The following is a 12,102-nucleotide window of genomic DNA, read 5'->3' on the forward strand; positions in this document are numbered from 1 at the left end:
TACCATGAATCGACAACCTTCACCACCTAAGTACATCAAAAAGGAAGAATCTGACGTTTCACTTTTAAAATGGGCAGCTATTCTCATGGCCGCCATATTCTTCCTAATTTACACCTTCAAGGCCGGCTTGTTCAACGGATACGACTTCGGCTTCGAGAAAAAGCTGATCGGAGCCTCCATCTACTCCCTCGTCTTCGTTCTGATTATGGCTGCTCATCTGTTCAAGGTATGGAACACAAACAGTTGGAAAGCTATCCTCTCTATCGCAGTCTGGCTGCTCCCTATCAGCTACGCTATCTCTTCAATCGGCGCCGCGTCAGAGAATACCGCGAATATCATGACAATGGTCAGTTGCCTGCTGGCAGCCTTTTTCGTCTTCGGTCTCTATTATAACGACACTCGTTATACGAGAGTTGCACTCGAAACTATTCTCTTCCTAACCAGCTATGTTTTGGTATGGTTTGGCGTCATTAATCTTTTTGGCCAATATTGGTACCCGGATGCGCTTTGGTTCCAGCTCGATACATACCGGATGACCTCTGTCTTCCAGTACCCCAATACGTATGCCGCTCTATTGATCGCCGTTCTGCTAGCCGCAGCCTACTATACAACACATGCCAAAAAACGCATCTGGATGAGCATCCATGCGTTCATGCTTGTGCCTGTATTCGTTTCATTTATGCTTACCTATTCTCGGGCAGCGCTAGTCGTGATTCCTCTTGCAGTCCTGTTAACGATGCCGTTTCTTAAGGTAACCAAGCAGTTGATGTATGTGCTGCACCTTTTCGTTACGGTAATCGTTTCATTTGCCGTACTCGGCATCATTGAGTCGAAGTCTATCTCCATTGCGAAGCAGGTTCTGCGCTTTAATGAAAGAGGATCGCAAATTCCGCCAGAAAAACTCATGCCTCTGTTTAGTTCAGAAGCTCTAACTGGCTGGGGAGCGTTGCTCGGTGCTTCTGTGGTTGCTCTGCTTCTTATTCTAGCTTTGAACCGCTGGGTTGAACCTTGGCTGGAAGCCAAGCTGGATCGCTTCTCGGAGCGCAAAATCTCTTATCTTGCAGCACCAATAGCAATGATTTCACTTGCCATTATCGGAGCTGCCGTTGTTCTTTCAAGTGCAACTGCTCGCGGCTGGCTGCCGTCCAACCTTGCTGATCGCCTCGAAAATATCAGCTTCAAACAGCATAGTGTGCTCGAACGCGGAACCTTTTACGAGAATGCCATCACGCTTGTAGCTGATTATCCGCTATTCGGGGCTGGTGGCGGAGGCTGGCAAGCTCTCTACCAGAAATACCAGACCAATCCTTATACGAGTAATCAAACTCATAGTTATATCTTCCAAGTTCTCGTAGAAACAGGTTGGATTGGCCTTCTGCTCCAGATCGGATTTTTTGCACTGGTCTACTGGTTGTTTGTACGCACTTGGATTCGCCACCCCGAAAAGAGGGGCAGCCAGCTTATCTACTTTATTTTCTCCATTTCGATTCTTCTTCACAGTTTCCTCGACTTCGACATGAGCTATATATCCATTGCCGCCATCGTTTTCTTCTCTCTCGGTAGCATGATTGGAGTTTATGATAAGGAACTGTCTTTACCTAAACTCACCTTGAAAAACCCTAAATTGAAACGCATCTACCCAGCCGTTTTGTCTGTTGTTATCATTATTACCGGTGTCTTCGCCTATCGTTTCTATGCTTCCTATAATCAATTTGATAAGGCAAGAGCGATGGCTCAACAGCAAGCCTCCATTGATCAAATCTTCCCTGTGTTGGATAAGGCGATTTCACTCTCCCCGTCCAATACACAATACTATTTGGTCAAAGCAGACTGGCTCAGCCAGGTCTATGGACAGACACAAAATGCCGAATATTTGGAGCAAGCAAAAAAAATTCTTCAAGAAGCGCAACTTAAAGAGCCATACGAGCGTCAAATAGTACAGGCTGTCAATAATAACCTACTTCTTGCCGGTAATACTGCAGAAGCAATTACAGCTTTAGAAGATGCACAAATTAATTTCCCTTGGGATATTACCCTCTATGAAATGCGTATCAAGCAGCTTGCGGATCTCGGTTTGAACGAGAAAAACGCCGGGAGCGGAGATTTCGAAGGAAGATGGAACCGAGCGGCTGAAATCTATCAGGATATCCTTAACCGTATGGACAAACTTAAGGAGCTTCCGAAAGAACAGCTTCAAGGACGTCGTTTCGACGTTTCGACATCGGTTCGCCAAGCAATGGCTCAGATTGACTATCATTCAGGCCGCTATGCAGAAGCAGCAGAGATGCTGAAGCCTTCCTTGAGCGAAGCCCTAGTACCAAAAGATCAGTCGGAACAAGCGATTACTGAAGCAGCAACATCCCGTTCTGCAATTCGTTACTATCTTGCAGCGATCGAAAAGCTTGGACAATCTGATCAAGTCCTTAAGGAAAAATTGTTCCAGGCTGATTCAAACGAAGAAGCCCTGTTTAAAAAGTTAGTAGCGTCTTAATTAGGGCACTGATCGACAATTTCCTATTGGATACCGGATAAATTTACAATTTTCAACATAACCCTTCCTTTTCCCGGGAATTTTGAGTATAATAGCACTTGTCGTCAATATTTCCGGGAAAAACATTTTTATCTGTTTACAGATGTTAATAGAATTTTAGTGTTAAATTACTGTCTTCAAATTTACATATATTCACTTGAAAGGAGGTGAAATGAAAATATGAAAAAGCTTGTAACCAAAAAGACTGCGGCTTTGCTCGTATTCATGATGGTTGTATCAGCTTTGTCTCCAATCTTGGCTTTTGCCGCTTCCGGATTCAAAACGTCTACCGTTAATAACGGTTCCGTTACGGGTTCGATTTATGTGGATGCTGCCACTTACGCTACTTATAGCGTATATGGACAGGAAGAGGGTCGTATTACTATCAACGTATACGGCGCTAACTCCACTACGGCTCAACATGTCTATGCTACTTACAGTACATATGACAAAGAACTGGGACAATATCTGTACAACATTGAGTCTAACAGCTCCGTAACTAAATCGACTTACTACACCCTTTCTTACGAAGATTCCTCCGTTGAAGGTGGTTTGGTAACAAACGTAGTTTACGATGGCTACACTAGCGGTCCTGGCTGGGGCGGAGGTTACTACCCTCCTACCGGTGAGATCGTTGGTGCAGACGGCAAAGTTAACCGCGACCTGTTGATCGCAGCTCTGAAGGCAAATGAAAACGCCCGTATCAAAACGACTACGGACACGGTTTATCTGCCTGCTGACGCGCTGCTGAATGGCAAAACGCTGACCATCTACAACGATGCAGGCGTATCCATCACGCTTCCACTTTCCGCACTGAAACTGGCTGAACTGGCTAAATCCCTCGGGGTTGAGCTTAAAGATCTGGTTATCCGTGTAGAAATGAAAAAGCTGACGGGTGATTCTGCGAAAGCAGTATCTGATGCCATCAGCGCCCTCGGCGCTAGCCAACTGGCTGATGCTTACGACTTCCGTGTCGTAGCTGTAGGCGGTGGCAAAGAGATCGCGATTGAGAAGTTCGGACAACTCGTATCCCGTACGATTCCTCTGACTTCCACTGCCACGAAAAATGCAGCAGGCGTTATGTTCAACCCGACTGCGAAAGAGCTGAGCTTCGTGCCTAGCACATTCGCAACGGAAAACAACAAAACGATTGCTACACTGAAACGTGACGGTGCATCCATCTACACTGTGATCCAAGGTAAAACAGCACGTTTCAATGATGTGCTGCCAGTTTGGGCCAAAGATCACATTGCGAACCTGTCCGAGAAATTGATCGTTGAAGGCACTGGCAAGAACTTGTTCGAGCCAAAGCGCAGCATCACTCGTGCAGAATTCGCAGCGCTGGTTACCCGTTCGCTCGGAGTTCAACCTGTAACGTCGTCGACCTACAAGTTCAATGACGTTGTCTCTTCCAAATGGTACGCTGGTACAGTAGCTGCTGCTGCTGAGATCGGCCTGGTACTTGGTGATGACAAAGGAAACTTCAACCCGAACGCGCCAATCACGCGTAAAGAGGTAGCTGCTATCGTCGTTCGCGCGTCGGAGTATGCCGGAAAATCTGTTAAACTGACAGATGCGGAAGCAACTGCAGCCCTGGCTGGATTCAAGGACACTGCTAACCTCGGATGGGCAAAAGCTGAAGTAGCGGCTGCTGTCAAAGCTGGTCTGGTTCTTGGTCAATCCAAGACTCAAATCGCTGGCAACGCCTTCGCTAACCGTGCTGAAGCGGCAACGCTGATCGCACGTTACCTGCCTAACGCTGGTCTCTCGAACTAATTCTTCTTATACCAGTGTAAAGCGGCCCTTCGGGGTCGCTTTTCTGTTTTATTGAAGGTATTTTACTCGTCCAGAAGGACTAGCCTCTAGGTAGTGTCACTTGCTTCTCTAGCCCAGCGTATAAAAAGATCATTTAAGACATACATACAAAAGGACCTGGCCTCCATAATGCGGAGAACAGGTCCTTCTGATTTCTACGTCCATTTTAAAAGCTTAAAATGCTAAAAGCTACCTTGATCATAGATTAACTAAATATCATTGGATCCTCAAGCCTTAGAGGGATCGAAAGAGCTTTTCAACGACACAACCCGGTTAAATACCGGCCGCTCGGAGCTCGTAAACTTCGGATCCACGCTATAGTAACCGTGACGGAAGAACTGAAACTTGTCGCTGGCTGCGGCATTTTTCATCTCCGGCTCGACAAATCCATCCAGCACCTGCAGGGAATTCGGGTTGATACATTCTAGGAATGACTTACCGTCCTCTTCGGCCTCACTTGCAATAAGCGGTTCAAAGTGGCGGAATTCCGCCGGAACAGCATGGGAAGCTTCGACCCAGTGAAGAGTACCCTTAACCTTGCGTCCAGTAAAGCCGCTTCCACTCTTCGTCTCCACATCATAGGTGCAGCGAAGCTCGACAACTTCACCCGACTCATTTTTGATGACTTCTTCACACTTGATGAAGTAAGCATGCTTGAGACGGACTTCATTGCCTGGGAACAGACGGAAATACTTGGCCGGCGGGTTCTCCATAAAGTCATCTTGCTCGATATAAATCTCGCGAGAGAACGGAATTTGGCGCGTACCCATCGCTTCATTCTCGTTGTTGTTCTCAGCCTCCAGCCACTCCACTTGTCCTTCCGGATAGTTGGTAATGACGACCTTGAGCGGTCTGACGACAGCCATCGTGCGCGGTGCCTTCAGCTTTAGATCCTCGCGGATAAAATGGTCCAGCATCTGCTCGTCAACGACGCTATATGCTCTGGCAACACCAATCTCGCGGCAGAAGGTGACGATTGCCCCTGGCGTGAAGCCTTTGCGGCGCAGTCCGCTGATCGTCGGCATGCGGGGATCGTCCCAGCCGTCCACGACGCCTTCGTCAACAAGCTGCTTGAGCTTGCGCTTGCTCATGACTGTATTGGTCAGGTTGAGCCGGCCGAATTCATATTGACGCGGACGCGCCTCCATCTCGCAATGCTCAATGGCCCAGTCATAGAGAGGGCGATGATCTTCGAATTCCAGCGTACAGATAGAATGCGTGATGCCCTCGATCGCGTCGCTCAACGGGTGAGCGAAATCATACATCGGATAGATACACCAAGCATCCCCAGTACGGTGATGATGCGCATGCGAAATTCGGTACAACACCGGGTCGCGCAGCGTAATATTTGGCGAGCTCATATCAATCTTGGCACGCAGCACCCGCGCTCCATTCGGGAATTCGCCAGCGCGCATACGTGCGAACAAGTCCAAATTTTGTTCAACGCTGCGGTCGCGATAAGGACTGTTGACGCCGCGCTGCGTCAGCGTTCCGCGCAGTTCACGCATCTCCTCCACCGTCGAATCATCAATGTAGGCAAGGCCTTTGCGAATCAGCAAAAGTGCACGCTCATAGAACTCCTCGAAGTAATCCGAAGCGAAGCGAAGCTCCTCCCACTCGAAACCGAGCCAACGCACATCCTCCTGGATGGAATCGACATACTCCGTATCTTCTTTGACCGGGTTCGTATCGTCAAAACGCAAATTTGTGCGTCCGCGGAATTCATCGGCAACCTCGAAATTCAGGCAGATAGATTTGGCATGGCCAATATGCAAATAACCGTTCGGTTCCGGCGGGAAGCGCGTAGCGACTTGCTGCGTGCGGCCGCTCTCCACGTCGTCAACAATAATTGCGCGAATGAAATTAGAAACCGGAGGATTCTTCGTATCCATGCGACCACCCAACCTCTCTATAAATTGTATCCTACTATTGTACACAAAATAGCCCCCTAATATAAGGGGGCTAACGCCACTTGGTGGCGAATTGAATTTCTGTAGAAGCAGGAATGTGACAGCCAGACTCTACTTGGAACTAGTCCTACAAATGATCCTACACTTGATCCCTACATCTATTCCCTACAGCTGCTTCTCAATCTCTCCCGCAATGTCTTGCGGCAGTACATTAGGCTCGAAGCGGGCGACGATTTCACCGTTGCGTCCAACGAGGAATTTGGTGAAGTTCCATTTTACATCGTTGCTTTGCAATTGCTCTGGAGTGAACATGCCTGCAAAACGTTGGCCGCTGGCCGATGAGTCAAAACCTTGGAATGGCGCTTCCGAGGTTAGCTGGTTGAACAACGGATGCGCGTTTTCGCCGTTGACATCGGTTTTGGAGAACAACGGGAAGCTCACTCCATAGTTCAATTGGCAGAAACCTTCAATATCCGAGCTTGTACCCGGTTCTTGGCCGGCAAACTGATTGCTCGGAAAACCGAGAATCTCCAGACCTTGCTCTTTGTATTGGTCATACAACGCCTGCAGTCCTTCATATTGAGGTGTCAGCCCGCACTTGCTCGCGGTATTGACGATGAGCAGTACCTTGCCCCTGTATTCGGACAGTCCAGCAGATTCTCCCTTAATCGTTTCCAACTTGTAATCATTAATGATAGCCATCTTCTGATTCCTCCTCGTAATGGTGTTGAATAAGTTCGTTAAGCTGTTGAACCTTGATTCTCAGTTCATCAAGCTCCTCTAGCTTCATACTCGACGAAATCTTGCAGAGGCGCTCCGGAATGCTCGATGCTTTCTCACGCAGTCCGGCTCCCTTCTCAGTCAGGAACACCCTCAGCACCCGCTCATCTACGCTGTCACGAACCCGATTGACAAAACCTGATGCCTCCAGCTTCTTGAGCAAAGGGGTTAGTGTGCCTGAATCCAAATAGAGGCGTTTCCCCAAGCACTTAACCGCAACCCCGTCCTCCTCCCACAACGAAAGGAGCGTCACATACTGCGTATAAGTGAGGCCAAGCTCCTGCAGCATCGGGCGGTATAATCGGGTTACCTCCTTAGAACATGCGTAGAGGGCGAAGCAAAGTTGCTGATCCAGCCGAAAGGAGGCACTCGCTCCCTGTCCAGCCGCACCGGCTGGGGCAGTCGAAACCTGCAGGCGCGACTTAGAATGGGAATCGGATGAACTCATGAGCAGCACTTCCTCTTAAATAAATTGCATACAACTTAATACTTATCATTTAGCTTAACACTCCCATTTCTCGAAGTCAAATTCACCTATTTCCTGGCTGGTCAACTTATCTGCATCCCCATTTCCAGGCTACACTTTACAGGCCATGGAACTGCCTGATAAACTAACTTTGATATATGTTAACTAAATTTCATAGAATTAAGGTTTACTAATAACTAAGAAAAGAGCGATTCTTATGACCAATGTTTTCAAAGATGTTGCTGTACCTCCAAATTGGGATCAATTGGCTGATGGAGTCTTATCCGGAACATGGCTCACTCGAAAGGAAGCAAGAGAGATTCTGGACGCCGATGAGTTGCAGTTACTGCCGCTGTTGCAAGCGACTTTCCGCATTCGCCGCCATTATTTTGGACGCAAGGTGAAACTGAATATGCTTCTGAATGCCAAAAGCGGGCTCTGCCCGGAGGATTGCGGTTACTGCTCTCAATCTATTGTTTCCAACGCCCCGATTCCAAAATACGCGCTGCTCGACCGCGAGACGCTGCTTGCCGGAGCAAGAGAAGCGTATGCACGCGGCGCAGGCACCTTCTGTATTGTAGCGTCCGGCCGCGGTCCGAGCCGCAGCGAAACGACGCGCATTGCAGATATTGTCCGTGAGATTACGACTGAGCTGCCACTTAAAGTATGCGCCTGCCTTGGCCAGCTCACTGCTGATCAAGCAAGCCAACTGCAGGACGCCGGCGTCAAACGTTACAACCACAACTTGAACACGAGCTCAGCCTATCATGACCAGGTCGTAACCACTCATTCCTACGAGGAACGATTAAATACGCTGAATAAGGTCAAACAAGCTGGCATGTCACCTTGCTCAGGAATCATTATCGGAATGGGCGAGTCGTTGGAGGACCGGATCGAAATGGCTTATGCGCTTAGAGAGCTGGATGCGGACTCCATTCCGGTAAACTTCCTGCATCCGATCCCCGGTACCCCAATGGAAGGACTCTCACCCGTTCGGCCGATGGATGGGCTGCGTATGCTCGCTTTGCTCCGGTTTGTTTGCCCGGACAAGGAAATTCGTGTGGCCGGAGGCCGAGAGCTGACGCTGCGCTCGCTGCAGCCGCTCGCTTTATATGCTGCGAACTCCATCTTTTTGGGCGATTATTTGACCACCTCGGGGCAGGAATGGAAAAAGGATCATGAAATGCTGGAAGACCTCGGCTTCGAAGTGGAGCGGATTACACCTGAGGTAAGCGAAGAATGGGAAACGACCCTGCGTACGATCCCGGAATAACTAAAGGGATGCCTCAGTTCAGAATGATGAACTGAAGGCATCCCTTTGCTATGTAGGAAATAGTTCCAGATTACAATGCCGCACCGGACCGCTCCTGATGGAGCTTACGGAATTTGTACGCCATGGCAAGTCGCCAAGGAACCAGCATACCAAAAGCCAGTAAGAAAAATATCGAAGCGGTTTGCAGAACAGATACATATTGCTCCACCACATCATGCAGCACGAGCCGAATCGCCAGGAGGATCAGAATCAGGAAGAAAAACGCCTTAGAGCGGCGTAAGTAAACGTCCTCGCCCACAAACTCCATCTTGGAAGTCAAAATAAGCGGAATCGAAAACAGCAACGCGCCGGTTGCAAAAGCTCCAAGTGCCCAACTGAGCGGAATATGCGTTTCTGGCACGACAAACATAAGGAAGCCCGTAGCCATTCCGAGCGGTGGAATAAGTATTTTGCGCATGGTCGCCGGCTTCCGAGTGGAGCGAACACGGACCATGATAATCGCGAGCCCTCCCAGCAGCGGGATGAGCAGAGACCAGAACGGCGAAATTTGAATGGAGAGGTTCATCGAACATCGGCACTCCTCTTGGAGAATAGGCACATCCAAGCGTCGAAACATCCTGCGCTTGGGGCTTTTGTACATCTTCCTTCATCGTATCGGAAATAAATCTCCAGTGCAAATCTATTCTCCTGTTAAATGGAAAAAACACCGAACCAAGCCTAGGCGGCTGATTCGGTGTTCCATTCAGGGACAGGGCTGCTCAGCGCGCAGATTGCGCGGAGCGCGACCTAATCCCCTTCAGCGTCTCGCGGATGAAGGCGGGCTCGTCCTGCGGCGTGCGGGAGGTGACGAAGTTTTTGTCGACGACCACCTCTTGGTCCACATAATTCGCTCCGGCATTGGCCAGATCATCCCTGAGCGCCGCATAACAAGTCAGCGTGCGGCCCTTGGCCAGCCCGGCGCTGATCAGAATCTGCGGTCCGTGGCAGATGGCCGCGATCGTTTTGCCCTCCTCGTCGAGCCTCTGCACGAACGACTGAATACTGGAGTCATTGCGCAGCGCCTCCGGCGAGGAGCCGCCCGGAATGACTACGGCGTCATACTCCTCCGGCTTGGCATCCTTAATGCTCAGCTCTGCCGTATACTCCACCTTTTGCTGTTTACCCTGAAGCTTCTCACCGGCTTTGAGGCCGATAATCACCGTCTCATGACCCTCCGCGCGGATTGCTTCATATGGAGCCTGCATCTCGCTGTCCTCAAATTGCGATCCGAGCAAAAATGCAACCTTTACCATGTTGATCCTCTCCTTTGCATGATGGTCTCTTAACACACAATATACTATTACCCTTCCTAAAAAATAGGAAACGAGCTTCTGCTCTGAATGCCATCTTTCGACAAAAAGTAATTTAGCTGTAACCTTCTGCTCCTAAACCCAGTCTAAGATAGTAGTTAAATGTTTCCTAATCAAAGGAGGTACTTATCATGAACTATTGGAACCCGCATCCAACCGCAATCCATGGCTCTCTGCCTCGGAAGCTGCTGTTAAGCTTGGTGGGAGCCGCTCTGATTGGCACCGCCATCCTGCCCGCGCAGTCGCAGTCCGTATCGGCAGCTGGACAAACATCAGGTGGAACCGCAGTTGCTGCTGCTGACAAAAGCACTGGGCTGAAGGTGTCGACCAAGACAATCACCCATTCCAAGGAGTCTTTGAAGGCTGTCTTGAATATTCCGGTCATCAGTGGAATGAAGGATACGAACTACCAGAAACAGCTCAATAAAACCTTGGAGAACAATGCGATTAAGGGCCTGGAGTCCATGCGCAAGCAGGCGGAAAAAGTCTTGGCTCAATCCAAAAAGGACGGAGACCCTTTTCAAAAAAATGAACTTAAGCTGCAGTTCTCAGCCAATTTTGGCAGTTCGCTCACCGAGGGCGGCTTCCTTTCCCTGAAGCTGCATACTTATTCTTACGCCGGTGGTGCTCACGGCATATCCAACATCGAAACCTACACAATCGCCAACGGGGCGAAAGCTTCCCGCATCACGCTGAAAACCCTCTTTGGCGAAGCATTCGCCTCCACGATGAACAAAGAGATCAAGCGGCAAATTAAAGCGGACCCTGAGCGCTACTTCCAGGACGCCTTTACTGGCGTCCAAGAGGATCAGACTTTTTATATCGCTGGCGATAAGGTGCGCGTTGTTTTCCAACCCTATGAGATCACACCTTACGCAACCGGAATTCCGGAATTCGAATTTCCGCTTCCTAAAGCGGATAAGAGCAACACCCCCTCCTTCTCCGTGAAGGTGAACGGAAAGCTGCTGAGCGGAGTAAACATCGAACAGAGCACAGAGGGAGTGGCCATGATTCCCGTCCGCCTGACCGCAGAAGCACTTGGCTATAGCACCGTATGGGATGCGGCATCCAGCACTCTTGAGCTCAAAAAGGACGATGCCTGGACATCCCTCACGAAAGGCAATGACAGCTACAGCTACAACAAGTCCGCTCCTGTCAGCCTTGGAGTTGCTCCCGTCGTTGACAAACAAGGCCGCCTGACAGTGCCGCTGGCCTTCTTCACGGAAATTCTGAAGGCCTCTGTCGATTACAATGGGGATGAGATAAATCTCCAAACCTAAGATCATGTGCATCATCCGGTAAAACCAAAAAAAGCCCCGCCACCTGCCGAATGACGGCTAGGATGGCGGGGCTTGCTGTTTCAAATGACGACTGAGGTCATAGATCTATGAGCGCAGCCCTTCCCGTTTAGAGGATTGTGGCATCCTGGACGGAGCGCGGAACACTGTCGTCGAGACGTTCGGTGCGCACTGCACCCGCTTGACTCATGATGGCTTTCACATCGCGAGCATCCTTAGGAGCTGTCTCGGCAAACACCAGAATGCGCCCCTCCTGCACTTCCTTCTCAAAGCGTTCAGCATCGCTTTCGGCAAATCCCATGCCGACAAGACCGCCGACAATACCCAGAGCGCTTGCACCGACGGCAGCACCGCCGAGTGCCGCCAGGATTGGTCCTGCAGCGAGCAGCGGACCCACGCCTGGGATCGCCAAAGCGCCCAAGCCCGCCAGCAGCCCTACCGTTCCTCCCGCCAGGCCGCCTGTCGTCACGCCGGCAGCAATACCCTCCGGCGCCATCGTGCCGGACTCGTCCAGCACACCTTCGTAGTGCTCGCGGTCGCGAGTCAATACGGACAGCTCATCCCTGGAGTAGCCTGCGGCCTGCAGCTCCTCAAGTGCGCGCATGGCCTGTCTGTCATTTTCGAAAATTCCCACGTAACGTACTGCCATAATAAACGCCTCCATATTGGTTCGCATTCCGC

At 50.0% G+C, this 12,102-nt stretch carries 10 protein-coding genes; 4 read left to right on the forward strand and 6 right to left on the reverse strand.

Annotated features, from left to right (window positions below):
• Positions 1–337: 337 nt before the first annotated feature.
• Both CGZ75_RS14755 and CGZ75_RS14760 read left to right on the forward strand, forming a co-directional pair.
• Complete coding sequence (locus tag CGZ75_RS14755; RefSeq protein ID WP_176444850.1) at positions 338–2,491, forward strand: O-antigen ligase family protein; 2,154 nt, start codon at positions 338–340, stop codon at positions 2,489–2,491.
• A 219-nt stretch (positions 2,492–2,710) separates the two neighbouring features.
• Positions 2,711–4,306 carry an S-layer homology domain-containing protein gene (locus CGZ75_RS14760; protein WP_089525046.1) on the forward strand — a complete coding sequence of 532 codons (1,596 nt, stop codon included), beginning with the start codon at positions 2,711–2,713 and terminating at the stop codon, positions 4,304–4,306.
• A 266-nt stretch (positions 4,307–4,572) separates the two neighbouring features.
• Here CGZ75_RS14760 and CGZ75_RS14765 read toward each other — a convergent pair whose 3' ends face one another.
• The 3 genes from CGZ75_RS14765 to CGZ75_RS14775 all read right to left on the reverse strand — a co-directional run bounded on the left by CGZ75_RS14765 (position 4,573) and on the right by CGZ75_RS14775 (position 7,483).
• Positions 4,573–6,237, reverse strand: coding sequence for a glutamine--tRNA ligase/YqeY domain fusion protein (locus tag CGZ75_RS14765; protein ID WP_089525047.1), 1,665 nt, complete (start codon positions 6,235–6,237; stop codon positions 4,573–4,575).
• Between the two features lie 183 nt (positions 6,238–6,420).
• The gene (locus CGZ75_RS14770; RefSeq protein WP_089525048.1) at positions 6,421–6,957 is read right to left on the reverse strand and encodes a glutathione peroxidase; all 537 of its coding nucleotides are present in this window, start codon (positions 6,955–6,957) and stop codon (positions 6,421–6,423) included.
• The gene (locus tag CGZ75_RS14775) at positions 6,944–7,483 is read right to left on the reverse strand and encodes a MarR family winged helix-turn-helix transcriptional regulator (protein ID WP_089525049.1); all 540 of its coding nucleotides are present in this window, start codon (positions 7,481–7,483) and stop codon (positions 6,944–6,946) included. Before CGZ75_RS14775 ends, CGZ75_RS14770 begins: the two co-directional genes overlap by 14 nt.
• Positions 7,484–7,718: 235 nt before the next feature.
• Here CGZ75_RS14775 and bioB point away from each other — a divergent pair, with 235 nt between their 5' ends.
• Entirely contained in the window at positions 7,719–8,774 is a 1,056-nt protein-coding gene (gene bioB / locus CGZ75_RS14780; RefSeq protein ID WP_089525050.1) for a biotin synthase BioB, read from the forward strand.
• A gap of 70 nt (positions 8,775–8,844) precedes the next feature.
• On the opposite strand, the gene CGZ75_RS14785 is transcribed toward bioB, so the two are convergent.
• Positions 8,845–9,339 carry a CcdC family protein gene (locus CGZ75_RS14785; RefSeq protein ID WP_089525051.1) on the reverse strand — a complete coding sequence of 165 codons (495 nt, stop codon included), beginning with the start codon at positions 9,337–9,339 and terminating at the stop codon, positions 8,845–8,847.
• A 193-nt stretch (positions 9,340–9,532) separates the two neighbouring features.
• On the reverse strand, positions 9,533–10,066 hold the full coding sequence (locus CGZ75_RS14790; RefSeq protein ID WP_089525052.1) for a type 1 glutamine amidotransferase domain-containing protein: 534 nt from the start codon (positions 10,064–10,066) through the stop codon (positions 9,533–9,535).
• A 188-nt stretch (positions 10,067–10,254) separates the two neighbouring features.
• On the opposite strand from CGZ75_RS14790, the gene CGZ75_RS14795 reads away from it, so the two are divergent.
• On the forward strand, positions 10,255–11,403 hold the full coding sequence (locus CGZ75_RS14795) for a stalk domain-containing protein (protein WP_089525053.1): 1,149 nt from the start codon (positions 10,255–10,257) through the stop codon (positions 11,401–11,403).
• Between the two features lie 127 nt (positions 11,404–11,530).
• On the opposite strand, the gene CGZ75_RS14800 is transcribed toward CGZ75_RS14795, so the two are convergent.
• Positions 11,531–12,070, reverse strand: coding sequence for a general stress protein (locus CGZ75_RS14800; protein WP_089525054.1), 540 nt, complete (start codon positions 12,068–12,070; stop codon positions 11,531–11,533).
• Positions 12,071–12,102: the final 32 nt, after the last annotated feature.

Source organism: Paenibacillus herberti (genome assembly GCF_002233675.1).
Taxonomy (GTDB): domain Bacteria; phylum Bacillota; class Bacilli; order Paenibacillales; family Paenibacillaceae; genus Paenibacillus_O; species Paenibacillus_O herberti.

Coding starts and splice junctions, on each gene's coding strand:
- CGZ75_RS14755 (WP_176444850.1), top strand. CDS start 338: ATGACAATGGTCAGTTGCCTGCTGGCAGCCTTTTTCGTCTTCGGTCTC.
- CGZ75_RS14760 (WP_089525046.1), top strand. CDS start 2,711: ATGAAAAAGCTTGTAACCAAAAAGACTGCGGCTTTGCTCGTATTCATG.
- CGZ75_RS14765 (WP_089525047.1), bottom strand. CDS start 6,237: ATGGATACGAAGAATCCTCCGGTTTCTAATTTCATTCGCGCAATTATT.
- CGZ75_RS14770 (WP_089525048.1), bottom strand. CDS start 6,957: ATGGCTATCATTAATGATTACAAGTTGGAAACGATTAAGGGAGAATCT.
- CGZ75_RS14775 (WP_089525049.1), bottom strand. CDS start 7,483: ATGAGTTCATCCGATTCCCATTCTAAGTCGCGCCTGCAGGTTTCGACT.
- bioB (WP_089525050.1), top strand. CDS start 7,719: ATGACCAATGTTTTCAAAGATGTTGCTGTACCTCCAAATTGGGATCAA.
- CGZ75_RS14785 (WP_089525051.1), bottom strand. CDS start 9,339: ATGAACCTCTCCATTCAAATTTCGCCGTTCTGGTCTCTGCTCATCCCG.
- CGZ75_RS14790 (WP_089525052.1), bottom strand. CDS start 10,066: ATGGTAAAGGTTGCATTTTTGCTCGGATCGCAATTTGAGGACAGCGAG.
- CGZ75_RS14795 (WP_089525053.1), top strand. CDS start 10,255: ATGAACTATTGGAACCCGCATCCAACCGCAATCCATGGCTCTCTGCCT.
- CGZ75_RS14800 (WP_089525054.1), bottom strand. CDS start 12,070: ATGGCAGTACGTTACGTGGGAATTTTCGAAAATGACAGACAGGCCATG.